The organism is Terrimonas alba (assembly GCF_042434975.1).
Classification (GTDB): domain Bacteria; phylum Bacteroidota; class Bacteroidia; order Chitinophagales; family Chitinophagaceae; genus Terrimonas_B; species Terrimonas_B alba.
In genome coordinates, this window is record NZ_JBHMQM010000009.1 from 272,704 (window position 1) to 295,967 (window position 23,264).

Genomic DNA, 23,264 nt, shown 5'->3' on the forward strand with positions numbered 1-23,264 from the left:
TTATAGATGAACGGCGATTTTCATGTATCGAATTGAGGATATTGGCTTTTCTACTGTTTGCTTTTCTCGCCATACTCACTGATCAGCTCGGCTACAAGGGCCGTCCAACCCGTTTGATGGCTGGCGCCTAATCCCCGGCCACTGTCGCCATGAAAATATTCGTAAAAGGTTAGCAGGTGCTGATTGCCCGGTTGCTCATAAAACCAGCTATACTTTCCATACAAGCGGCGCTTCTTGCCATCTCCATTTTGCCCAAACAAGCTGATCACTCTTTTGGTCAATTCGTTGGCTACTTGTGTTAGATTTATTTTATTGCCCGATCCTGTGGGGTACTCGACGAGCAACGTATCGCCATAAAACTCGCCGTATTTTCGGATAGACTGAATGATGAGGAAGTTAATGGGCATCCACACGGGGCCTCGCCAGTTGGAATTACCACCAAACATGTCGGAGGTTGAATCACCGGGATCATATTTAATGCTGTAGATAATTCCATCCACTGTCACGGAGTAAGGTTTCTCTTCGTGGTATTTGGATAATGCCCTTATACCGCCGTCAGATAAAAACCCGTTTTCATCCAACAGGGGTTTGAGTAAGTCCACCAGCCTGTCCTTCGGAATCAGTGACAATAAAGTTTCACCGTCATTGCTTCTTTCCTCATTGGGCCAAAATTTTTTGTTCTTCTTACGGTAGTTCTCAAACCAGGTTATACGCTTTTTGAAATCGACAAGCTTATCCAACACTTTTTTACTGATCGTTGAAACCGCATAAAGAGAAGTGACACCGACGATAGATTGAATGCGAAGCGGAATGGGATCATTGCCCGTCACACATAAAACATCATAAAAGAAACGATCCTCTTCATTCCAGAGACCATGTTGGTTGAGTGATTCGGCTATTAATACAAAGTGCTCAAAAAACTTGGTGGCGGTATCTTCAAATGAAGGATCCTGCATGGCAATTTCCACGGCTATATCCATCATATCCAAAGCATAGGTGCCCATCCAGCTTGTACCATCGGCCTGTTCCAACTGCATTTCACCGGCAAAATGAAAACTCCGGTTAAAGACTCCAATATTATCCAGGCCCAGGAAGCCGCCTTCAAAGATATTGTTTCCTCTTACGTCCTTTCGGTTGATCCACCAGGTAAAGTTGATAAGCAGTTTTTGAAATACTTTTTTTAAAAAATTAATGTCGCCTTTTCCGGTTTGCTTTTTTTCAATATTGTATACCTGCATCGCCGCCCATGCCTGCACCGGTGGGTTAACATCACTGAAGTTCCATTCATAAGCCGGCAATTGCCCATCCGGTTTCATATACCATTCACGCATTACCAAAAGCAATTGATGTTTGGCAAACGTGGGATCAACTACTGCCATGGAAATACATTGAAAAGCCAGGTCCCATGCCGCGTACCAGGGGTATTCCCATTTGTCGGGCATCATTATGATGTCCTGGTTTTTCAGGTGCGTCCAGTCATTATTCCGGCCCGTAAGGCGGTTATTACTAATAGGGGTGATGCCATCTGTTTTATTCAACCATTCTTCTACATCAAAATGATAGTATTGCTTGCTCCACAAAATACCAGCTAAGGCCTGTCGTTGTATTCTAGCCATATCTTCACTCATCCCCTTTGGCAAAATCGCCGCATAAAATTCATCAGCTTCCTGCTTACGAACGGAAAAGATGTCCTTGAACCCACGGGCAAATGGATTATCCGTCATTTTATTGTTCAGCCGGCAATAAACTGTTTTAGTTGCTCCTGCCGCTATTCTCATTTTATAAACCGGGGAAAACTTGGTACCTACCTGCTTTTGAGAAAGTTCTTTAATATTCTCTCCATTGATAACTGCATCATGAAAGGCATCTTTTACAAATATGGATTCATTGGGTACGCCTGTTACTTTTTCGGTATTGGTTTCATTCTCGGTAAAAAAACTCTTTTCGGTGGGCTGAAAATAAAAATAATAATTACCGAGTCTTTCATGTTCGGCCTTTACCGTTGTTTTATTTACATAAGTGATTGAAGGTCTCTCTTTGAAACTTCCGCCATCCCACCGGTTATAAAACCATAAGGTAGGTAATACATGAATCTCCGCAGCCTTGCTATACTGGTTGGTAATATCAATTTTTATAAAGATGTCCTGCGGACCTTGCTTAGCGTACGTTACCAAAACATCAAAATACTGGTTATTATCGAAGACACCTGTATCCAGTATCTCATACTCAGGGTCCTGTTTGTTTAGTTTTTGATTTTCCTGTCTTAGCTGATCATAAGGGAAAGCCTGCTGCGGGTATTTGTACAAATACTCCATGTAGTAATGCGTAGGAAGATTATCGAGGTAATAATACAACTCCTTCACATCCTCACCATGATTACCCTGTGGATTGCTCAAACCAAAAAGCCTTTCCTTCAATATGGGATCTTTACCATTCCAAAGCGCTACGCAAAAACAAAGATTGCCAAAAAAATCAGATATCCCGGCAAGGCCATCTTCGCCCCACAAATAAGTACGGCAATGTGCATGATCGAATGGAAAATAATGCCAGGCATCTCCGTATACGCTGTAATCTTCCCGCACCGTACCCCATTGTCGTTCGCTCAGATAGGGTCCCCATTGCACCAAAGGAATTTCTTTATCGGCATTCACCGCAAGGCGCTGATGTTCTACTGTCATTCAGAGTATTTATCGTCAAAATAAGATGGCGAACAACCATGTTGCTATAAAAGAATTTTCAGGGACAATCATTTACTATCCGATAAAATTAACTCATAACAGGCAAAAAAGCGCAGGATGTATAGAAGATGTATAGAAGAAGTCGTTATTGATACTTTTTTTGCAGATCGACTAATATTTTCTTATCGCTATCAGTTAAAACTTGAGTTGAATCATTTTGCACGAAATGCAATTTGAATGATTGAATAGCATTTTCTTCTTTTTTGATATCATAACCGATAATGCGCAATGCCTGCATAGCATTAAAATCAGCAGGCACTTCCACATTGGTTGTATCATACCAATAGCCAAAACCCTGTTCTGCCAATTTTTGCCAGGGAAAGTTGCGGTTAGGATCAACCTTTCTTCCCGGTGCTATATCAGCATGACCAATAAAATTGGCTATCGGAATAGTATAGGCGTTCTTCAATCGTTGTAACAGAGCCAGTAATGTATTAATCTGCGCATCGGTAAATGATTCAAGCCCGTTATTGTCAATTTCAATACCGATGCTGCTACTATTGATGTCAGATGCATTACCCCATTTACTAACGCCGGCATGATGTGCCCGCAACAAATCATTCAACATATGATGCACTGTTCCGTCTTTGCAAATAACATAGTGAGAACTTACCTGTGTACGGGGCAATGTAAACGTTTTTAAAGTTTGTTCGCAACTGTTTTGCGCTGTATGATGAATGATTACGTAATTAGGACGCCGCATGCTGAAATTTGTGGTACCGACCCATTTGGTAGCATAAAGCAAGCCGACTGAATCTTCCACGGGATATTCACGCAACAATTTCGCATAGGCCTTTGCCTGTTTCTTATAGCTCTTGTTTGTTTTGCTGTATGAACCGGGTGCACAAGCTTGTAGAAAAACCACTGCGGTCACAGATAGGGTAACGACCAAATATTTGAACATGACACTTAACGATTTCAGTGAAAGATAAAAATAATCCTGTTTATGGCTTAAACCCTTGGGTGCATTCCAAATTTTCGCAGCGTTGTCGCTTACGCTATTACAAAAAGGGAATGCTGCATCCCCCCTGGGAGGGGAAGAAACAGTTTAGCATAAGAAAATTTCGATGGGGTGGGTTTGGGTTATGCGAAAATTTGGAATGCACCCTAAACCCTGAATTATCACCGCACCGTTGTAAATATGAGTCCGGGTAACGATTCCTGGAATTAATTCTTTGCGGGCTAATTAATATTTTGAAGTGCTGGAATGATATGATCCGTTTGTTTGTCCCAGCGGGACAATAGGTTGGTAGAAAGAAACAGGTAATGTTTTTTTATGCCCCATAGGGGCGTCAGGTGATGATTGTTGAAAAAAATAAAAATCAGATCGGCTCATTAAAAATATATTGTTCGTCATATTCCACCTCAAATGCTTTTAAAAAAGCCCTGTATTCATCTAAAAAAGTTTGCTTTTTATGATGAATTTCCTGGTTTTGAATGTAAGAAATTACCCGGGGTAACTGGCTTTTAGCATAAGAAAATGCACCGTAGCCGCCTTGCCAGGCAAATTTTTCTTTCGTCAATTTATTATGGTTGATCCAGTTTGTACTCTCTGCTTTAACAACCTGCATTAATGAGGAAATGGATTGATTCGGACGAAGTCCTATCAGGACATGCACATGATCAGGCATGCTGTTAATCTGTAACATTTTGTGTTGGTTTCTTTGAAAAATTCCGGTTACATATTGATGCAATCTTTCTTTCCATAAAGCATCAATCAGGGCTGCCCTGTATTGAACTGCAAAAACAAATTGAATATGCAATTGAGTATAGGTATTGGCCATAAGAAAACATTTTAAAAAAGATAAAACATTTCTCTGAATCACCAACCGTCCCTATAGGACGCAAGAGGGATCATTTTCCCTTTTTGTTACCTACCTGTTGTCCCTACGGGACAGCTAAATTATTTAGGCCGGGTCCTGCACCTCAAAATATTAATTAACCTCTTTGCGGCATCCTTATAAATGGCCTGGATATTGTCTGTAATTTTGAAAAAAAGATCCACATGGCAACTAATCAATTTAAATTGCAAAAACCGTGGGAAGATGTCAAAGAGGATTTGAAGGAAAATAATATTTACCTGACCGATGAAGATCTTAACTATCAACCGGGGCAGGAAGATGCGCTACTGGAACGCCTTGAGAAAAAAATGAATCTTAGTAAGGAAGAAATAAAACAATTAATAGAAAGCATCTCTGCCAACGAAGGAAGGGCTTCCTGAAAAGGAATACGGTTAAGATGCTTTTGCCTTTTTGCTTAGCGTTTGCCGCCCGGTTTACGATGGTAAAATTTTCGATTGGGCCTTTTGCCGCCTGTTCTTAATCTTGGGTTATAAACAGGGCCGGGTCCGAGCTCAATGGGGATGCCTGCTTTTTCTACTTCTTTACCAATGAGTGCTTCAATGCCGGCAAATTTGTTTTGTTCTTTCTCTCCTACCATTGTAAAAGCCATTCCATCCGCTTCCGCTCTTGCCGTACGTCCAATCCGGTGTACATAATCTTCACCATCATGCGGCACATCATAGTTTATCACCAGGTCGATCGTATCGATGTCAATACCGCGGCTTAAAATATCGGTAGCTACCATCACCGGTATCCGGCCGCTTGTAAAACCGCCTATTACACTTTCCCGTTGCGACTGCTCTAAATCGCTGTGCATTTCTTCAATCGAAAACCCCGCCTGTTTTAACATCCGGGCTAATTGTTTTACATTTTGTTTACGGCTGCAAAAGATCAACGCACTTTTATAAGGCGTACTCTTCAGTAAATGTTTTACCAATGGAAGCTTCTGCTCTTCATGTACGACGAAAGCTTTTTGAACAATTTTTTCCGGTGGCTTGGAAATAGCAATATTGATCTCTGCAGGTTCATGTAAAATATTCCTGGCAAGCTGCCTGATCTTTGGCGGCATGGTGGCCGAAAACAGTAATGTCTGGCGTTTTACCGGCAATGTTTTAATGATGCGGGTCAGCTCATCATGAAAACCCATGTCCAGCATTCGGTCCGCTTCATCCAATACTAAAAATTGCAGGCCTTTCATGGACACATAACCCATATTCAGGTGGGCAATCATGCGGCCGGGTGTACAAACAATAATATCGGCGCCTGATTGTAACGCCTTTTTTTCAGCAACAAAATTCTGTGCATCATTACCCCCATACACTGCGATAGAACTAAGATGCGTGAAATAAGAAAGGCCTTCCAAATGTTGGGAGATCTGTATCGCCAGTTCACGGGTGGGCACAATCACCAGGGCGCCAACCTGTCCATCCACATGATTGCTCAGTAGCTTATGAATAACGGGCAATAAAAAAGCCGCTGTCTTGCCAGTGCCCGTCTGGGCAGAAGCAATGATATCTTTACCGGCAAGTATGGCTGGAATAACCTGTTGTTGTACTGGGGTGGCTTTTTCATAGTTAGAAGCCTCAATCCCTTCCATGAGGTTCGGATGAAAATTAAAATCGGTGAATCGCAAGTTGATAAATTATTAATGTGAGGCAGGTTGCTCCTGCTTTTTGGAAAGCGCAAAGATAGTTGAACGGGGGGAGGATACAATGTGGCGTCTTTCACTAATGTCCGGCACTGCAGCTTTTTATCACTTCCTTAATCAATCTGATAGCGGTGTCAAATTTAAGCTATTGGCGAGTTGCGCATATTTCTATATGGCTTGACAAAGAATGAGTTGAAAAAATTGTTTGGTAGTTGGAGAAGCGTATTTTAGCGGTAATACAACTGTTAGCACAAGCTTATGAAACAGCATTCAGTATTCATCTTCCTTTTTTTCTGCTTACAGGCTACGGCGCAACCTGTCAAAGATAAACTTGTTGGAGACTGGAAGTTTTATCTCAAAGACAAGACAAGTTTTGAATTTTTAAGACTTAGTTCAGACGGAACAGGAATAAAATGTTTTGGACAGACCATCAATGGTAAAGATTCTCTATTCCTAAATCATGTCACGACATTATTAATCACAAATTGGCTAGTTGAAAAAAGAAAACTTTCTATTGAAAGCGAGAACGCCGTCAGTTTTAAAGTAAACCCAGAATACATACTTGATTTGGACGACAATAATATCCTGAGGCTGGAAGGTGAGCATCTAATTTTTTATCTATATCCAAGTCATTTAAATCGAAGTGAGTTTAAGAGAACTGTTATTTATCAGAGAGCAGATAAAATCCCCAAAGACTATGGTGTGAAGACGGCAAAATGTATAGTAGAAGACAGGCATCTTTTTTCAATACAACAAATTGATAGTACAACTCAACTTGCAACCTACAAAGGGTTTGATGATCTAATTCCATATATCGTTAGCTGCAATAATGGCTTTGAGTATGTTCAAAATTATTATGACCCACCATATAGTTTGACAATTCCAAATTCAATTCATAAGTGGTCATTTGGATTTGGAAATAAAGAATTCTACATTTCATTTAATTCAGATGATGGTGACACAAGTGAAACTTCAATAGTAATTTACTATGACTTTGACAACGAACTAAAAACCTTTTTTTTCAACCAACTTAATTCAGGTAAGGTTAAGAAAAATGTAGTAAATCTGAATGGCTTGACTATTTACAAGACCCAATATACACAAGACAAATTTGAGGGTAGGATTTTTTATGACAATCAAATAATCATAATGTATTATACTAAAAACGAAAAAATACAAGATGATCTTCAAAACTCTTTAGCATCGTTTAAGTATAAAGAAAATATCAACTAGTTTGACTAAAGAAAGCCTGTGCCTAACATCGCTTGGCAATATGGTGACTTCCGAATATAACCTGATCGACATTAACGCGGATGTGTTGCAGTTCCGATTTTCCGGATCACAGATGAGCTTTGGAATATAAACTCAGCATTATATCTTTACCGGGCACAGGTTCGGGCTGATGAATCACGGAATACCACCACATCGCCAAGCCCTCGACGTTAGCTTAAATTTTATGTCAACCCAAAGTCAACTAAAAACTGATAAAAATGAATTTTCCAAGCTAGAAAAGTTCCTAGTTGGGCTTGCTATCACATTCGCCATTTGGGGTGCAGTTACAATAATCGGATCGGTCTTTTTATTTAAAAATGCCGAAACATTCGATGTTGATAAAAAAATAAACGACGAAAAATTTGGAAATTTTGGTTCGTTAATTAGTGGGACAGTTGGTGCTTTATGGAGTCTTGTGGGAGTAATTCTTTTTTACATAACCTTACGATTACAAAGGAAAGAGCTTGCTTTCCAACGCGAAGAATTGGAATTGACCCGAGGTGAGCTACAAGGTCAGAAGGAACAAATGATTCGACAAAACGCTACGTTAATTCAACAACGATTTGAAACAACATTTTTTCAATTACTGACCTTACACCATCAAATTGTGAATGCAATGGACCTGAGGCGTCAGGGGGCTATAACTCAACAGGGTAGAGATGTTTTCAAAAGCAGATACGCTGATGTAAAACGAGAACTTTCAAAAGTTTCGATTCAACAAGAAATCGAAGCAATTTATCTCAAGTTTTATAAAATTTATCAGACTGACTTTGGGCATTATTTTAGAAATCTATACCATATTTTAAAGTATGTTAATAGCAGTGATATTTCCGATAAAGAAAAGTATAGATATAGTACACTGGTTAGGGCCCAATTATCAAGCGATGAGGTATTGATGATATTTTACAATTGCCTAAGTAAAAATGGAATTGAAAAGTTTAAACCCTTAATTGAAAAGTATCATTTTTTTTAAAAATCTTCCAATAGACGACTTAGCTCACGACGGACATAAAGAACTTTATAAAATTAGTGCGTTCGAAAAAAATACCAACGGTTAAAAACTCCCGCTAACAGGGTTTTTCTACTATGATGGCTGACGTGTTTCTGAAATTCATGTAAAACATACCGATGAACTTACAGAATGGTTTACCCGACAATAAACAGCCGGGCTGGTTTAAATCAAACTTCATTCAATAATGTTGGAAACCTTTAATGAGGGTTGCCTGGTGGAGCTTCCTTAAGCCCTTGCTGATTAATCCTCCTGCAGGGGCGAGACACACTGCTCCGCCGATGTAAAAAAAGAATATACCTTATAAAAAAATCACTCTTCATCTCCTTATTAAACCGCTAAAATAAAAAACATCTTCTGCTCCGCCGCTTCAGCTATCTTTCCCGGTTTATAAGCGATACATGCAAAAAGTCCTTTTATTTTTTTTGGTATTCACTTTATCAACTGTTTTGCTGGCTCAGCCTGCACAGCCTGGCATTGATAAATTATTAGTTCCGGTTGTTAACGACAAACAGCTGCCTCTTGCTGATGCAACGGTTGAGCTTTTGCGCAGTAAGGATTCAGTTTTGATAAAAGCCGCCATTACCGATACATCAGGACTTGCCTCCTTTCAACAAGTGGCTGCAGGTGTTTATTTATTGCGTATAAGCTCGGTGAATTACGGAACACACTATTCACCCCCGGTTCAGGTATTGGCCGACGAATCAAATGAACGATTGGCGGCCATTGTGCTTTACCCGGCAAACACTCACCTGCAGGGAGTAACTGTTTTATCCAAAAAACCTTTTATCCAGCAACTGCCCGGCAAAACAATTATTAACGTAGAAGCGGCTATCACCAACGCAGGCACAACGGCCATGGAAGTGCTGGAAAAATCCCCGGGTGTCACGGTCGACAAAAATGGCAATATCAGTCTCAAAGGCCGATCGGGGATATTGATCATGATCGATAATAAACCCGCTTATGTCTCCGGCACTGACCTGGTCAATATGCTGAACAGTATGAGCTCAAACCAGGTGGAGACTATTGAATTAATTACCAATCCGTCAGCGCAATATGATGCAGCAGGCAATGCCGGCATTATTAATATCCGCACAAAAAAGAATAAACAAAAAGGGTTTAACGGGAATATCAGTCTTGCCTATGGCCAGGGTCGCTATTATAAAAGTAATAACAGCGCTTTGATGAACTATCGAAATGGCAGATGGAACCTGTTTTTTAATTATAGTATGAATGCCAATAAGGGATTCACCGATTTGTACGCTCTTCGCAGCTATTATAAGCCCGACGGAAAAACAATCGAAACGCTATTGGATCAACCATCCTGGTTTACGAATGCAAGCCGTAATCATACTGTTCGTACGGGTATAGATTATGCTATAAATAATAAGACAGCCATTGGCTTATCGCTGACCGGCATCAATTCTTCGCGGAATGGAAGAGGCAACAACACGGCCATCTGGAAAGATGCACAAGGAACAACTGATTCCATAATACAAACTACCAATTCCAGTAAGAACAGATGGAAAAACCTGGCGGCCAATTTTAACTTCCGACATTCATTTTCGACTAAACAAGAGTTGACGGCAGATATTGATATGCTGAAATATGATATCAACACTCACCAGGCATTTCAAAACAATTTGGATGAACCGGGTGGTTACGAAGAAGCTTTCAAAGGAGATCTGCCCTCGCTGATTGATATTGTTTCGTTCAAAGCTGATCACACTGCACAACTTCCCAATAGCCTGAAATTGCAAACAGGCATAAAAACTTCTCATATCTCGACGGATAACACGGCAGCTTATTTTTACAAAGATGGTGCGCAGTGGAAAGAGGACCTGGGTAAAACAAATCATTTTCTCTACACGGAAAATATTCATGCCGTATACAGCAATGCCGAAAAAAAGACAGACCGTTGGACATTACAGGCCGGACTCCGGTATGAGCTTACCAATTATAAAGCCAACCAACTGGGCAACAGCCAGCAAAAAGATTCAGCTTTTTCCAGGAACTATAATAGTCTTTTCCCTTCCGCTTCCATCAATGTTGAAGCGGATTCGTCCAACCAGTTTATGCTAAGTGCGGGAAGAAGAATAGACCGGCCGGCTTTTCAAAAACTGAATCCTTTCTTATACATCGTTAATAAATACACTTACCAGCGGGGCAATTCATTGATAAGGCCACAATACACCTGGAACACAGAGTTCTCCCATGTTTATAAAAATATTCTTACGACAACTGTTGGTTATAGCATAACCAACGATTATTTCTCACAGCTATTTATCGCCAACAGTGACGGCACAGTTATTTATACAGAAGGCAATTTTAACCGGATGAGAAATATCAGCGCCTCTGTAAGCGCTAATTTTTCTCCGCTCAACTGCTGGTCATTTACAGCTATGGCCCTGTTCAATCACAAGCGAATTGAAGGTGTATTATGGAATGATTATGTCGCTTCCATCGGGCAAATGAATTTTAATATCAATAATCAATTTCGTTTTAAGAAAGACTGGTCTGCAGAGCTTTCCGGTTTTTATACCACCAAAAACCAAAATGATATCCAGGAAATTTTAGAACCGACAGGGCAGGTAGCGGTAGGCATAGCGAAGCAGGTTTGGAAAAATAGGGGAACAATTCGACTGACGGTGCGGGATATTTTCTATACACAAGCCATGGAAGGCCTCACACATTTTGAGCGGGCTGATGAGTATTTTAAACTTCAACGGGACAGCCGGGTTTGCACCCTGGGTTTTGTGTATCGTTTTGGTAAAAGTTTCAAGTCAACCAAAAGATATTCCGGGGGTGCAAGCGATGAAATGCAACGTGTAGGCAATGGGAATTAATTTTTGTTTTTATGTAATGCGCCGATATTTTTTTCCACCCGGGCATCGTGGGTAACTAACTGAAAGCACCAAACGTTCCGATGGAACGTTATCCCTTGTCTCGCATTTTTTCAACCCACGAGTCGTTCCTGACGGAACGATTATTTTTATTTAAGGGGGTAATTCATCCGAGTTAAAAGAAAAATAAAGAATGAATATGCTGATTTAATGCACATTAATTTTTAACGTCTGAAAAATTACACGAGTATTGGGGTGCATTTCAAAATGTCGATTGGGCTAAAGCCCAAATATAATGTGTGATTCTATTGCCCCGCCTTTAAAGGCGGGGCAATAAGGCAGAAAAAGTCAGCGGGCTTTAGCCCAACGAACTTATTTCAACAGCGACATTTTGAAATGCACCCGAGTATTGTATGTAAGAATTAAAACGGTAAATTGGCACACATTACCATTAATCATCAGGTTAGACATCTTCATGCGGTATATTCCTTTATTCTTAGGTATGGCATTTGCGTTTGCCTGCGGTTCTTCTACAGACCAGTCAACTGATTCGTTGGCGACAACCAACAAGGTCATTACGATTCAGGAGGACAAAGACACGCAAATCCAAGTCGTCAAAATCGATTCCCTGCATCAACAAACCGTTGTTGAAGAAACCCGTCCTTATAAAAAAACAATACTGACTACAGAATCAACAAAACAGGTTTCAGAAAAGGTAGACTATTTGTCTTTACCACATTCAACACCCACGACTTATAAAAACGCTTCGAATCTTGTTATTGAAAATGTTCAGTTCACTAATCCATCCGGTAACAACCTTGTATTGATAAATTGTACGAACATCATCATTCGCAATTGCTATTTCGGAGCAAGCAAAGAAGAAGCTATCAGTATTGAAAAAGGCAGCAAAATAACGATTGAAAAGAACCTGTTTGCCAATAATAAATCCTGTGTATATTCTTACAATACTACTGGTGGCATTGTCATCCGCAACAATCAATTCATCAATATCAAAGGGCCGCACCCGAGGGCTCAGTATGTTCAGCTTAATTCCTGCACCGGCGGCGGCAATGTGATCGAAAATAATAAAGGAGAATGCTGGCCGGGAGAATCCAACCCCGAAGACCTTATCAGCATTTTCAAATCAAGGGGAACATCAGATAGTCCCATTCTTATTCGCAATAATATCTTCAGGGGCGGCGGCCCGTCTGAATCAGGCGGTGGCATCATGACGGGTGACAACGGCGGCGGAAATGTGATTGTAGAAAATAACATATTGGTTGATCCGGGGCAATATGGGATAGCTGCTTCAGGCGGAAACAATATCATCATCCGTAACAATAAAATATTTGCCCGGCCGCAAAAATTCACCAATGTTGGGATCTATGCCTGGGCGCAGGCAGACGCAGATTGTAAGGACATTGAAATTGCTAATAACAACATTAATTACACTTCGGGCAAAAATGGTGAGGCAGAAAAAAACAACCTCTTTATCGAAAAAAATTGCGGCGCCGTCAGGGGTGTTGAAAGCAACAGGTTTACTTTGACTCTGGAGGAGCTACAACTACCCTCAAGGCTGATTGATTTTATCAGCGCTGAAGAATTGCGGCTTATCAGGGGTAAAAAATAAGTTTCTTGTTACAAATCTTATTGACCCGTTTTCAAAAATGGCCTTAGCAGGTCGATAGGTATTGGAAAGATGGTAGTAGAATTATTTTCTGTAGCGATTTCTCTTAATGTTTGCAGGTAACGAAGTGTTAATGCACTGGGCTGGTCAGCCAGCACCTTGGCCGCATCAGCCAATCGCTGAGAAGCCTGGAATTCGCCTTCGGCCGCAATTACTTTTGACCGTCTCTCCCGTTCTGCTTCGGCTTGCTTGGCCATCGCTCTTTGCATTTCCTGTGGCAGATCTATTTGTTTCACTTCCACGTTGGTCACTTTTACACCCCAGGGTTCTGTATTGGTGTCAATGATTTGTTGCAGTTTCTGATTTATTTTTTCCCGTTGTGAAAGCAGGTCATCTAATTCTGATTGCCCCAACACACTTCTTAATGTGGTTTGAGATATTTGGGAAGTGGCAGCTAAAAAATTTTCTACCTGTACAATCGCTTTTTGCGGTTCTATCACCCGGAAATAGACAACCGCATTTACTTTGATGGAAACATTGTCCTGGGTGATTACGTCCTGCGGCGGCACATCCAGTACTACTGTCCGTAAACTAACTTTCACCATTTTATCAATCACGGGTATCAATAAAATCAATCCCGGACCTTTTACACCGCCACCGCCAATTAACCGGCCCAGCCTGAAAATAACGCCTCGCTCATATTCTCTTAAAATCCGTATCGCACTGGCCAAAATAAAGACAACAAACAAGATAATAGCGACGGTTGCTACAGGGAATTGTTGCATATAAATATTATTTTAAGTTTTTGCGATCGGTTCTACATACAGCTTGAGATTCTTTAGTTCCTTCACCTTTACTTTTTCCCCCTTAGCGATTTCACCCGAAAGTGATTCAGCATTCCATATTTCTCCTTGCACCAATATGGTTCCCGTAGGGTTAAGCGATTCAATTACTTCCCCCATATACCCAACCATTGCTTCTTTTCCGGTGGTTGTCTTTTGTCGCTGGGCCCTGATTCCTGCACCTACAATAAATAAAAAGAAAGCAGCCGACACCGTAGTGGCTGCAATGATCAGGCCGCGGGATATCCTCGCAATTTCCAAAGGTGATCCTGACCGGATCAGCATCATGGAGCCAAGCAACAACGAAATAACACCACCGATAGCCAACAAGCCATGACTTACTATTTTAATCTCCAGGAGAAAAAGAATAATTGCAAAAATGATCAACGCTACACCGGCATAGTTTACAGGAAGGGAATGCATGGAATAGAAAGCAAGGATAATGCTGATCACACCAACGATACCCGGCAAGACAGCACCGGGGTTATACAATTCAAACATAATCCCGTACATACCCACCAACAAAAGGATATAAGCGATATTCGGATCGCTGATAACATCCAGCAGTCTTTCTATAAAACTCATTTTGTACGACTCGGTTGTTGCATTCTTCGTGTTTAACTCATGGGTGCCGCCATTCAACTGCACCGTTTTTCCGTGAACCTGTTGCAGCAGATCTTTTTCATCTACGGCAATAATATCGATCACCTGGTTTTTAATGGCTTCTGTTTCGGTAATGGAAACACTATTGCGTACTGCCTCTTCCGCCCATTGCAGGTTGCGGTTTCTTTTTTCTGCTATAGTTCGGATAAAGGCTGCAGCATCATTAGTAGCTTTTTCATTCATTGTGCTGTCCATAGCGGCCTGCAACGCTACCGGGTGGGCAGCGCCGATATTAGTTCCCGGCGCCATAGCGGCAAGATGTGCGGCCAGCGTAATAAATACACCTGCCGAACCCGCATGTGCTCCGGACGGCGAAACGTATACCACTACCGGTACCGGGGAATCAAGCATATCCCGGACTATTACCCGGGTTGATTTTAGCAAACCACCGGGAGTATTCAGAAGAATGACCAGGCATTCCGCTTTTTCCGCCTTTGCTTTTTCAATGCCATCATGAATAAAAGCAGCGGTGACAGGATTGATAGAACCGTCAATTTTCAGGGAAATAACCTTTTGCGAAAAAGTTACAGTGGGAAAAAGCAACAAAAGCAAACCATATCGTAGAATAAGCTTCATGCAAACCGTGGTCAAATGAGGCGATCCGGCTGAAAAGACCTACTGTAATTTACTCAATTCCGCAGACATCTGATCATTAGTGATTTAATTGAATAAATGGAAAAATAAAAAGGATAAAAAACCGTTGATGAAGCGGAATTGACTGTTAATTCTATACGAATGAAAAAACTACTACTTGCTTTTGGCTTTCTACCGCTTGTGTCTGCGGCTCAAAATTTCCATTTTTCAGGACGACTGGGTATTGCCAATTACCAGGGCGATCTCAAAAAAAGCTCCGTTTCTCTCTCCCAGGCGAAATTGTTTTTTTCACTAGGCGCCCGATACGATCTTTCGGAGCATGTGATGGCCCGCAGCTACATTAGTCTTACAGGCTTGCAGGCTGACGATAAGAAAGGAACGGCAGCCATGCAACAACGCAATCTCAATTTTAAATCCAAAATTTTTGATTGGGAGTTGACCGGCCAGTATAGTTTTTTTAGCCTCAATGATAAATGGTGGACGCCTTATGTATTTGCCGGCATTGGGCTTTTTCATTTTAACCCTTATACAAAAGATACGAACGGAAGCAAGGCCTTTTTAAAACCACTAAGCACAGAAGGGCAAGGCTTCCTGCCGGGAGTTAAAGAATATAAATTATGGCAATTCAACCTGCCGTTTGGAGTTGGAGCAGAATATTCGTTGAATGAAGATATGCGACTGGGCCTTGAATTGGGCTATCGCAAACTTTTTACCGATCACCTGGATGATGTAAGCGGAAACTACGTGGATCAAAGCAAATTACTCACTGCGAAAGGGCAGCAGGCCGTGGACCTTGCCTATCGCGGTGATGAAGTGGGCGCAGGTCCTTATCCTTCACCTGATTTGCTGAGGGGTAAACCTAAAAATAAGGATGGTTACTACTATATTGCTGTTACCTATACAGTGCGTTACTTTTTTGATAAGTATAAACAGATTGCAGGTTTACCCGGCGGCAAACGATCAAAAAAAGTGGGTTGCCCTGCTACCAGGTTTTAACCATCCATTCAACTAATTCGCTTTTTATTACTTGCTTCCACCCATTTGTCCTTGTGACACTCATCACAAACATGTTGTTTGGCCGGTGTAAGCTTCATTGTATTCCCGCAGAACACACAGGCATAAAAACCTTCTTTAGTTATCTCCTCATATTGTTTTTCTAAAGAGTCAGGCAATATGGGTAAACCATACTTTATCTTGTCATCGGGATAAAAAAAAGCACTGATACCACCATTGGTTTCAATAATAGCAATTTCCACTTGTCCCAAATGGGAAACTCCTTTTAGTCGCAGCTCTGCAAAAAATTCATCCTGTCCTAATGCTTCTTTACTAAAATTATCAATGGCAAATTTTCCTTCTTTCACCAGGTAAATAGGTTTGCCTTCCACCATTCTCTCGACCTTTTTATTCTTTCCGACAAGGTAAGTGACCCAACTATATAAACTGATAACGATAATGAAAACGATAACGACAGGAATCAATCCGACCTCCTTATAAAACATCGGATCACCGGCTGCCGAACCCAGCCCAATGATAACCACCAACTCAAATACGGATAACTGCCGGACTCCCCGTTTACCCAATATGCTTAAACTAACCAGGATGATGGCAAACATGATAAACGAACGAACAAATACTTCAGGTAAAAAGCTCCATTCCTCGCTGCCGAGTAATAATTCTTTCCAGTTGAAACTTTTGATTTGTAAGAAATACATAGTTTACATATTTCTGCGATACTGCCCACCCACTTCGTAAAGCGCATGGGTTATTTGTCCTAAGGAGCAGTATTTCACTGTTTCCATTAATTGCGCAAAAAGGTTACCGTTATTGATGGCTACGGTCTTTAATTTTTTTAGCTCATCCTCGCTCCTGTTTTCATTTCTTTTCCAAAATGCTTGTAACGCTTTTATCTGTTGTTCCTTTTCCTCGGTCGTACTACGTATCACTTCACCTGGAATAATTGTCGGACTCCCTTTTTTATTCAGAAATGTATTTACACCGATAAGTGGTAACTCACCCGTGTGTTTCTGATGTTCGTAAAACAAACTTTCTTCCTGTATCTTATTACGTTGGTACATTCTTTCCATCGCTCCTAATACGCCACCTCTTTCAGTAAGCCTGTCAAACTCGGTCAATACAGCTTCTTCCACCAAATCAGTTAACTCCTCGATCAGAAAAGATCCCTGGGTGGGGTTCTCATTTTTGGCGGTTCCCAATTCACGATTAATGATTAATTGTATTGCCATTGCCCGTCGCACACTTTCCTCGGTGGGTGTTGTGATCGCTTCATCGTAGGCATTGGTATGAAGCGAATTGCAGTTATCATAAATGGCATACAATGCCTGCAGGGTCGTTCTGATATCATTGAAGTCAATTTCCTGCGCATGTAAACTTCTGCCGGATGTTTGAATATGGTATTTCAACATCTGGCTGCGCTTGTTCGCCTTGTATTTATATTTCATCGCCTTTGCCCAGATACGTCGTGCAACTCTGCCAATAACGCTGTACTCGGGATCCATGCCATTGCTGAAAAAGAAAGATAGATTGGGTGCGAAGTCATCGATACTCATACCCCGGCTCAGGTAATATTCTACATACGTAAAACCATTGGCCAGCGTAAATGCCAGTTGGGTAATAGGATTGGCGCCGGCTTCAGCAATATGATAGCCAGAGATACTAACGCTGTAGAAATTTCTCACGTTGTTTTCGATAAAGTATTCCTGTACATCACCCATTAGTTTCAATGCAAACTCGGTTGAGAATATACAGGTGTTTTGTGCCTGGTCCTCTTTCAGAATATCGGCCTGCACCGTTCCCCTTACCTGCTGCAATGCAACCTGCCTGCATTGCTCATAAATCGCAGCGGGCAAGATTTCATCACCCGATAATCCCAATAATTTTAAACCAAGCCCGTTGTTACCATTTGGCAGTTCACCCGGGAATGATGGATTATTATAAACCGGTACCGGATGGTCTTTATATTTCTCGTTTAGAATCCTCTCTAGTTCCTTTTCCAGACCCAACTCAACCATCTTTTTTTCGCACTGCTGATCGATAGCTGCATTTAAAAAGAAAGCCAATAACATAGGCGCAGGGCCATTGATGGTCATACTCACCGACGTTTTCGGATCGCAGAGATCGAACCCACTATATAATTTTTTTGCATCATCGACAGTTGCAATACTTACTCCACTGTTGCCCACCTTGCCGTAAATATCGGGGCGATTATCAGGATCTTCACCATATAAGGTCACGCTATCAAAAGCAGTAGATAATCGTTTGGCTGGCTGATCAACAGACACATAATGAAAACGCCGGTTGGTTCTTTCAGGACCACCTTCCCCGGCAAACATTCTTGTCGGGTCCTCACCTTCTCTTTTTAATGGAAATACACCGGCTGTAAATGGGAAGTGGCCGGGCACATTTTCCTGGGCCTGCCAGCGAAGCAGGTCGCCCCAATCTTTGTATTTAGGGAGAACTACTTTGGGAATTCTGGTGCCACTAAGACTTTGGGTAGTCATAGCTTGTTTGATGACTTTATCCCGCACCGTGTATTCATAAAAATCTTTCTGATACTCCTTAATTTTTTCGGGCCAGTTAGTAAGCAGCTTGCGGCTTACGGGAGTCAATTGATCGGTATAGAAATCGATTTGTTTTTGAACCTCACCCCCAACCCCCTCTTCAGGGAGAGAGGGGGCTTTAGACTCTGACCGTTTGAATATGTCTAAAACTCCATGGAGTTGATACAATTTTGAAGCAATAGCCGCCTGGTCTTTTACTAATTGATCGTAGGCGCGGTTGTTCTCACTGATCTCACTCAGGTATCTTGTCCGGTTAGAAGGAATAATAGCCTGCGAAACTTTTGCCGTTTCTGAAAAATGAAATTCACCAAAGCTCACACCGGTTTTGACTTCAATTTTTTTCAGTAATAATTCAAACAAATGGTTTACGCCATCATCATTAAACTTGCTGGCCACCGTACCAATGATCGGCAATTCATCATCTTTTGCCGTCCATAGACCATGATTGCGCTTGTATTGTTTTTTTACATCAGCCAATGCATCCAATGCACCGGCTTTATCAAACTTGTTTAAGCAAACAAGGTCGGCATAATCCAGCATGTTGATTTTTTCCAGTTGCGATGCGGCCCCATATTCCGGTGTCATCACATACATGCTGACGTCACAATAGTCCAAAATAGAAGCATCGCTTTGCCCTACACCTGCAGACTCCAGTATGATAAAATCAAAGCCAGCGTCTTTGCATATATCTATTGCATCCTGCACCGCACCACTTAATGCAGTATTATCATCTCTTGTGGCAAGACTTCGCATATAGGCCCGCGGATGAGAAATAGCATTCATTCTTATCCTGTCGCCCAGCAATGCACCACCTGTTTTTTTCTTGGATGGATCTACAGAAATAACAGCGATAGTTTTATCCGTAAAATTTTGAAGAAACCGTCTAACGATTTCGTCGGTTACTGAAGATTTGCCGGCACCACCGGTACCGGTAATGCCGAGAACAGGGACGGCCCCCTCCAAACCTCCCCCCATGGGGGAGGCTTTAGACTCCGACTGTTGAAGTATCTTTTCTTTTATGGCTGATACTACTCCATTTATATTCGAGAGCACTTCATCGTTTGTAAATCTTATTACCTGAAAACCCAATTCCTTTAGCCTTTCTGTTCTTTGTTGATCACTCTCTGCATTTTCTGGTAATTGATGAATATTTCCATCTACTTCGATTACCAATTGATTTTCTAAAGAAATAAAGTCGGCAATGTATTTATCAATGATATGTTGCCTTCTGAATTTTATCCCATTCAATTGTTTATCTCTCAAAAACTGCCATAACACATTTTCAGCTTCAGTTGATTTCTGCGATCTGTGCTCAAGTGCAAACTCTTTTAACTTTTTATAGTAAAACTTGTCGCCTGTTTCGAAATATCCATGGTTTGCTTTCGGTTTTCCATTCAATAATTGTTTATACGGTTCCCCCTTCTCAGCAAGTGTTATTATCCTGGCCACTTTCTTCACATCCCTCCACTCTCCGAGTACAAAATGTTTTTCCAAATTCGCAGAGTCTTCGAAAGTCCCCTCTTTGGGAGGGGATTTAGGGGAGGCCGGGGCCTTGGCCGTCTCACATTGTCTTATCACATCTTCAATCATTCCCTCCAATCCCATCTTTCTGCCATCATCGGGGCTATAAATTTTTGCAATACCATAGTTATGCAGCTCTTGTATTTCAGCTGGTAAAATGGTTCCGCCACCACCGCCAAATATTTTGATATGACCGCAACCACTTTCTTCAAGCAGGTCTTTCATGTATTTAAAAAACTCCACGTGACCGCCCTGGTAGCTGGTAATGGCAATTGCCTGCACATCTTCCTCGATCGCTGTTTCTACGATTTCCTTTACACTGCGATTATGACCCAGGTGAATGATCTCCACACCCTTGCTTTGCATGATCCGGCGCATGATATTAATAGCGGCATCATGACCATCAAAAAGGGAAGCGGCAGTGACGATACGAACTTTATTTACAGGCGTATAACTCATAGATCGGCAGCGTTAATCGCTGCAAATGTAACTGTAAAAAGCTAATGACCGTTAGTGTTGCTGGTAGAAGATCATTTCCCTACATTTGAGCCCATGCAAAATCTTACTGAAGCCATCCGCGACCTCTATATAAAATGGAAAGGAACAGCTCCTGTTTCCTTAGACGTACTGCCACAATCTGGAAGTGAACGCCGGTATTTTCGGTTGTACGATAAGGATGGATTATCCGTAATTGGTACCTATGGCGCCAATATAAAAGAAAACGAAACCTTTTTTTATTTCTCCCAAAATTTTGGGGAGAAGAAGCTGGCTACCCCGGAGATATTAGCTATCAGCGACGATAAACAATTTTACCTGCAGGAAGATTTTGGCGACGTGTCTTTACTGAACAAGCTGGAAGCCGGTGGTTTTACCCAGCCAGTTTACGATCTGTTTAAAAAAAGCCTGGGAGAGCTGGCCAGGTTGCAGGTAAAGGGAGACCAGGGACTGGACTACGATCAATGTCTTACCAACAAGGAATTTGGCAAGCAGGCTATCATGGCCGACCTTTTGTATTTCAAATATTATTTCCTGGATGCTTTGCGAAAGCCTTATGATAAACAAAAACTTATCGATGATTTTGAAGCCTTAAGTAATTACCTGACACATACGGAATACAAATATTTTATGTTCCGTGATTTTCAAAGCCGGAACATTATGGTGAAAGATGATGTTCGTGAAGACACAAACATCGGCGTTAGTAGTGACACTAACCGCGGCGTCAGCGTTCATTTTATCGATTACCAGGGTGGTATGAAGGGAGCGCCGCAATACGATGTAGCCAGTATGCTCTGGCAGGCAAGGGCCAATTTACCGGATGAGTGGAAGTATAATTTGCTCGAAGATTATATCGATGCTTTTGAAGACACCATCGGTCAAAGCGTAAACCGGAATATTTTTCAAAACCAGTATAACGGCTTTGTGTTAATCCGATTGCTGCAGGTGTTAGGAGCATACGGGTTCCGCGGCTTATTTGAACGCAAGGCACAGTTTCTTACCAGCATTCCTCTGGCTTTGAAAAATTTGAAAGAGTTTTTCCAAAACCAAAGTCTCGGCATTGTGGTACCAGAGTTTAGTAAGGTGTTGAATCTATGTGTAGCGGATGAGATCATTGAACAATTCACTCCCGTCCAGGCAACGGAAAAAACGCCGTTGGTTGTTAAAATAAAAAGTTTTTCTTACCGCAATGGTGTACCACCAGATGACAGTGGCAATGGCGGAGGATTTGTTTTTGATTGCCGTGGCATCCTGAATCCGGGTCGTATTGAAAGTATGAAGGTGCAAACAGGAAGAGACAAGGCGGTAAAAGATTTTTTGGAACAACAAACCAAAATGACAGAATTTCTCAATAGTGTCTTTGATATTGTAGATATTTCTGTGGAAGATTATATCAAACGTGATTTTGAAAGTCTTTCTGTAAGCTTTGGGTGTACCGGTGGCCAACATCGTAGTGTATATGCCGCTGATGCATTGGCAAGGCACCTAAGAAATAAATTTAAAGTAAACATAGAGTTGCAGCACCTCGTACAGGATGCAAAAAATTGGATTAATACCCCCAGTCCCTAAAGGGGAGTTTGGAAAGAGACTCAAATTGGTTGACTAATTTTTATGAAGAGGAAAATGCATAACGAAGCATTCAAGCCATTTCATTATTGCGAAACAGTAAAGGAAAATGATAAGCATAGAGAATCCTTTTTATGCAAAGATGGATTAACCATTATTCGGTTTGACAATAAACAGGTGGTTAAAATTTGGAAAAAATAATAAAGCATATTGAAGATTTTATTTTAAACCGTAAAGATGAACAGGAACAATAATAACTCCCCTTTAGGAGCTGGGGGTATGATCTTCAGTGCCGGCCTCGGCACCCGTTTCAAACCGTGGACAGACAGCCATCCAAAAGCATTAGCCCCGGTAAACGGTAGACCATTATTGCAACACAATATTGAATATTTAGCTAAATACGGTATTACCAATGTCATTGTAAACGTTCATCACTTTGCTGACCAGATAATCGATGCGGTAAAAAATAATGGCGGATGGGGTAGCAACATTATCATTAGTGATGAAACCACTGAAGTATTGGAAACAGGCGGCGGTTTATTAAAAGCAAAGGACTTGTTTACCCCCGGTGAAAAATTTATTACCTGCAATGCTGATATTTTAACTGATCTCAACCTGCATGATTTAATTGCATTTCATGAAAAACATCAACCCCTGATCTCATTTGGAGTAACCGACAGAAAAACTTCCCGCAATTTTTTATTTGATGAAAGCGGTCGGCTTTGTGGCTGGATCAATAATAACACAGGTGAGCGACGCATTTCTATTGACAAACCAAACCTGGTTCAAAAGGCCTATAGTTGCGTGGTAGTTTTTGAATACGATGTTTTCAGGCTGATGCCGTTCACCGGGAAATTTTCGCTGACTGATGTGTATCTTGAATTGGCCAAAGAGCATACTATTTTAGGCTATGATCACACCGGCGATAAATTTGTAGACGTTGGTAAAACGGATAGTATTGCTAAAGCAGAATCCTTATTTCCCTGAACATTCGGGAATTTTGCGACAGCGGTCATCGTAAAATCAG

Annotated in this window: 16 protein-coding genes; 8 read left to right on the forward strand and 8 right to left on the reverse strand. The window is 41.3% G+C overall.

The features are described 5' to 3' along the window. Positions 1–50: 50 nt before the first annotated feature. The 3 genes from ACFEL9_RS24075 to tnpA all read right to left on the reverse strand — a co-directional run bounded on the left by ACFEL9_RS24075 (position 51) and on the right by tnpA (position 4,522). On the reverse strand, positions 51–2,678 hold the full coding sequence (locus tag ACFEL9_RS24075; protein ID WP_385895367.1) for an MGH1-like glycoside hydrolase domain-containing protein: 2,628 nt from the start codon (positions 2,676–2,678) through the stop codon (positions 51–53). Positions 2,679–2,823: 145 nt separating this feature from the next. Further along, positions 2,824–3,642, reverse strand: a complete 819-nt coding sequence (locus tag ACFEL9_RS24080) for an N-acetylmuramoyl-L-alanine amidase (protein WP_385895370.1) — start codon at positions 3,640–3,642, stop codon at positions 2,824–2,826. A gap of 418 nt (positions 3,643–4,060) precedes the next feature. After that, a complete protein-coding gene (gene tnpA, locus ACFEL9_RS24085; protein WP_385895373.1) occupies positions 4,061–4,522 on the reverse strand; it encodes an IS200/IS605 family transposase in 462 nt (153 codons plus the stop codon). A 221-nt stretch (positions 4,523–4,743) separates the two neighbouring features. On the opposite strand from tnpA, the gene ACFEL9_RS24090 reads away from it, so the two are divergent. After that, positions 4,744–4,959, forward strand: coding sequence for a hypothetical protein (locus ACFEL9_RS24090; protein WP_276505073.1), 216 nt, complete (start codon positions 4,744–4,746; stop codon positions 4,957–4,959). Between the two features lie 35 nt (positions 4,960–4,994). On the opposite strand, the gene ACFEL9_RS24095 is transcribed toward ACFEL9_RS24090, so the two are convergent. After that, positions 4,995–6,176 (reverse strand): DEAD/DEAH box helicase, encoded by a 1,182-nt coding sequence (locus ACFEL9_RS24095; RefSeq protein WP_385895376.1) that lies wholly within the window; start codon positions 6,174–6,176, stop codon positions 4,995–4,997. Between the two features lie 309 nt (positions 6,177–6,485). On the opposite strand from ACFEL9_RS24095, the gene ACFEL9_RS24100 reads away from it, so the two are divergent. The 4 genes from ACFEL9_RS24100 to ACFEL9_RS24115 all read left to right on the forward strand — a co-directional run bounded on the left by ACFEL9_RS24100 (position 6,486) and on the right by ACFEL9_RS24115 (position 12,981). Beyond that, entirely contained in the window at positions 6,486–7,460 is a 975-nt protein-coding gene (locus ACFEL9_RS24100; RefSeq protein ID WP_385895379.1) for a hypothetical protein, read from the forward strand. Positions 7,461–7,629: 169 nt separating this feature from the next. Continuing rightward, complete coding sequence (locus tag ACFEL9_RS24105; protein ID WP_385895382.1) at positions 7,630–8,472, forward strand: putative phage abortive infection protein; 843 nt, start codon at positions 7,630–7,632, stop codon at positions 8,470–8,472. 437 nt (positions 8,473–8,909) lie between these two features. Beyond that, the gene (locus ACFEL9_RS24110) at positions 8,910–11,354 is read left to right on the forward strand and encodes an outer membrane beta-barrel protein (RefSeq protein WP_385895384.1); all 2,445 of its coding nucleotides are present in this window, start codon (positions 8,910–8,912) and stop codon (positions 11,352–11,354) included. Positions 11,355–11,742: 388 nt separating this feature from the next. Next, positions 11,743–12,981, forward strand: a complete 1,239-nt coding sequence (locus tag ACFEL9_RS24115; RefSeq protein WP_385895387.1) for a right-handed parallel beta-helix repeat-containing protein — start codon at positions 11,743–11,745, stop codon at positions 12,979–12,981. Between the two features lie 17 nt (positions 12,982–12,998). Here ACFEL9_RS24115 and ACFEL9_RS24120 read toward each other — a convergent pair whose 3' ends face one another. Then, positions 12,999–13,763, reverse strand: a complete 765-nt coding sequence (locus ACFEL9_RS24120; protein ID WP_385895390.1) for a slipin family protein — start codon at positions 13,761–13,763, stop codon at positions 12,999–13,001. A gap of 12 nt (positions 13,764–13,775) precedes the next feature. Then, a complete protein-coding gene (locus ACFEL9_RS24125) occupies positions 13,776–15,059 on the reverse strand; it encodes an NfeD family protein (RefSeq protein WP_385895392.1) in 1,284 nt (427 codons plus the stop codon). A 159-nt stretch (positions 15,060–15,218) separates the two neighbouring features. On the opposite strand from ACFEL9_RS24125, the gene ACFEL9_RS24130 reads away from it, so the two are divergent. Continuing rightward, a complete protein-coding gene (locus ACFEL9_RS24130) occupies positions 15,219–16,073 on the forward strand; it encodes an outer membrane beta-barrel protein (RefSeq protein ID WP_385895395.1) in 855 nt (284 codons plus the stop codon). An 8-nt stretch (positions 16,074–16,081) separates the two neighbouring features. On the opposite strand, the gene ACFEL9_RS24135 is transcribed toward ACFEL9_RS24130, so the two are convergent. Together ACFEL9_RS24135 and ACFEL9_RS24140 are read right to left on the reverse strand one after the other, a co-directional pair. Then, positions 16,082–16,789, reverse strand: coding sequence for a DUF421 domain-containing protein (locus ACFEL9_RS24135; RefSeq protein WP_385895397.1), 708 nt, complete (start codon positions 16,787–16,789; stop codon positions 16,082–16,084). 3 nt (positions 16,790–16,792) lie between these two features. After that, positions 16,793–20,635 carry a methylmalonyl-CoA mutase family protein gene (locus ACFEL9_RS24140; RefSeq protein WP_385895400.1) on the reverse strand — a complete coding sequence of 1,281 codons (3,843 nt, stop codon included), beginning with the start codon at positions 20,633–20,635 and terminating at the stop codon, positions 16,793–16,795. Positions 20,636–20,728: 93 nt separating this feature from the next. Here ACFEL9_RS24140 and ACFEL9_RS24145 point away from each other — a divergent pair, with 93 nt between their 5' ends. Both ACFEL9_RS24145 and ACFEL9_RS24150 read left to right on the forward strand, forming a co-directional pair. Then, positions 20,729–22,240 (forward strand): RapZ C-terminal domain-containing protein, encoded by a 1,512-nt coding sequence (locus ACFEL9_RS24145; protein ID WP_385895402.1) that lies wholly within the window; start codon positions 20,729–20,731, stop codon positions 22,238–22,240. A gap of 234 nt (positions 22,241–22,474) precedes the next feature. Continuing rightward, entirely contained in the window at positions 22,475–23,224 is a 750-nt protein-coding gene (locus tag ACFEL9_RS24150; RefSeq protein ID WP_385895405.1) for a nucleotidyltransferase family protein, read from the forward strand. Positions 23,225–23,264 lie beyond the last annotated feature (40 nt).

Excerpts from the sequence above, each read along its gene's own strand:
- tnpA (WP_385895373.1), bottom strand. The coding sequence starts at position 4,522 with ATGGCCAATACCTATACTCAATTGCATATTCAATTTGTTTTTGCAGTT.
- ACFEL9_RS24120 (WP_385895390.1), bottom strand. The coding sequence starts at position 13,763 with ATGCAACAATTCCCTGTAGCAACCGTCGCTATTATCTTGTTTGTTGTC.
- ACFEL9_RS24095 (WP_385895376.1), bottom strand. The coding sequence starts at position 6,176 with ATGGAAGGGATTGAGGCTTCTAACTATGAAAAAGCCACCCCAGTACAA.
- ACFEL9_RS24075 (WP_385895367.1), bottom strand. The coding sequence starts at position 2,678 with ATGACAGTAGAACATCAGCGCCTTGCGGTGAATGCCGATAAAGAAATT.
- ACFEL9_RS24145 (WP_385895402.1), top strand. The coding sequence starts at position 20,729 with ATGCAAAATCTTACTGAAGCCATCCGCGACCTCTATATAAAATGGAAA.
- ACFEL9_RS24100 (WP_385895379.1), top strand. The coding sequence starts at position 6,486 with ATGAAACAGCATTCAGTATTCATCTTCCTTTTTTTCTGCTTACAGGCT.
- ACFEL9_RS24135 (WP_385895397.1), bottom strand. The coding sequence starts at position 16,789 with ATGTATTTCTTACAAATCAAAAGTTTCAACTGGAAAGAATTATTACTC.
- ACFEL9_RS24090 (WP_276505073.1), top strand. The coding sequence starts at position 4,744 with ATGGCAACTAATCAATTTAAATTGCAAAAACCGTGGGAAGATGTCAAA.
- ACFEL9_RS24080 (WP_385895370.1), bottom strand. The coding sequence starts at position 3,642 with ATGTTCAAATATTTGGTCGTTACCCTATCTGTGACCGCAGTGGTTTTT.
- ACFEL9_RS24140 (WP_385895400.1), bottom strand. The coding sequence starts at position 20,635 with ATGAGTTATACGCCTGTAAATAAAGTTCGTATCGTCACTGCCGCTTCC.
- ACFEL9_RS24130 (WP_385895395.1), top strand. The coding sequence starts at position 15,219 with ATGAAAAAACTACTACTTGCTTTTGGCTTTCTACCGCTTGTGTCTGCG.
- ACFEL9_RS24150 (WP_385895405.1), top strand. The coding sequence starts at position 22,475 with ATGAACAGGAACAATAATAACTCCCCTTTAGGAGCTGGGGGTATGATC.
- ACFEL9_RS24125 (WP_385895392.1), bottom strand. The coding sequence starts at position 15,059 with ATGAAGCTTATTCTACGATATGGTTTGCTTTTGTTGCTTTTTCCCACT.
- ACFEL9_RS24110 (WP_385895384.1), top strand. The coding sequence starts at position 8,910 with ATGCAAAAAGTCCTTTTATTTTTTTTGGTATTCACTTTATCAACTGTT.
- ACFEL9_RS24105 (WP_385895382.1), top strand. The coding sequence starts at position 7,630 with ATGAATCACGGAATACCACCACATCGCCAAGCCCTCGACGTTAGCTTA.